Source organism: Bradyrhizobium sp. P2_E8 (assembly GCF_056403875.1).
Map to the genome: position 1 here is coordinate 1 of NZ_JBFUES010001839.1, position 636 is coordinate 636.

Genomic DNA, 636 nt, shown 5'->3' on the forward strand with positions numbered 1-636 from the left:
GCATTCAACTGGTGCTCCTTCAATCCGGCGAGCGCTTTGTCCATCGGCAGGAACTGCGCATTGGCCCCGGCCGTGCGCATCACCGCGCTGGAATTGGCATCATAGGCCCGCAGGTTCAGCTTGGGCAGATCGTCGGCGCCTGCGAGCGCATGATCCGACCAGAGGCCCGTCGCCGGCCAGATCGTCAGATAGAGCAGCTTGAGACCGCGGGCGGCGAACGCCTTTTCGTAGAGCGGACGTGCCCGCGCATTGGTGGCGCGGGCGACGTCGGCCGATTGCACCAGGAAGGGCAGGGTCGAAAGCCCGAGCACCGGGTCGAGGCCGGACAGCGCGCCCGCAAAGGCATCGCCGCCCGCGATCCGGCCGTCGAGCGCAGCGCGCGGCATCTCGCCCGAGTTGATCTTGAGCTCGTTGTCGAAGGCATTGGCCACGGTCACGAAACCGTTTGTGCGTGCCGCCACCCGATCGGCGAAAGTGGTGAGGCCGATCCCGGAAATGTTGTTTTGCGGATATTCCGTGGTCATCCGCCAGCTGACCTGCGCCACGGCCGGCGCGGCGGACAGGACCAGGGCGGCGAGGGCAAGGATCGCGCGGATCCGCCTGGAGGGGGAGCGCATTGGGAGAAGCAGGGCAGGC

General features: G+C 67.3%; 1 protein-coding gene. It reads right to left on the bottom strand.

The window, feature by feature from the left end; all coding sequences use genetic code 11:
- The coding region (locus tag AC1D00_RS44210) for a type 2 periplasmic-binding domain-containing protein (RefSeq protein ID WP_477015089.1) at positions 1 to 636 on the bottom strand (636 nt) is incomplete at both ends.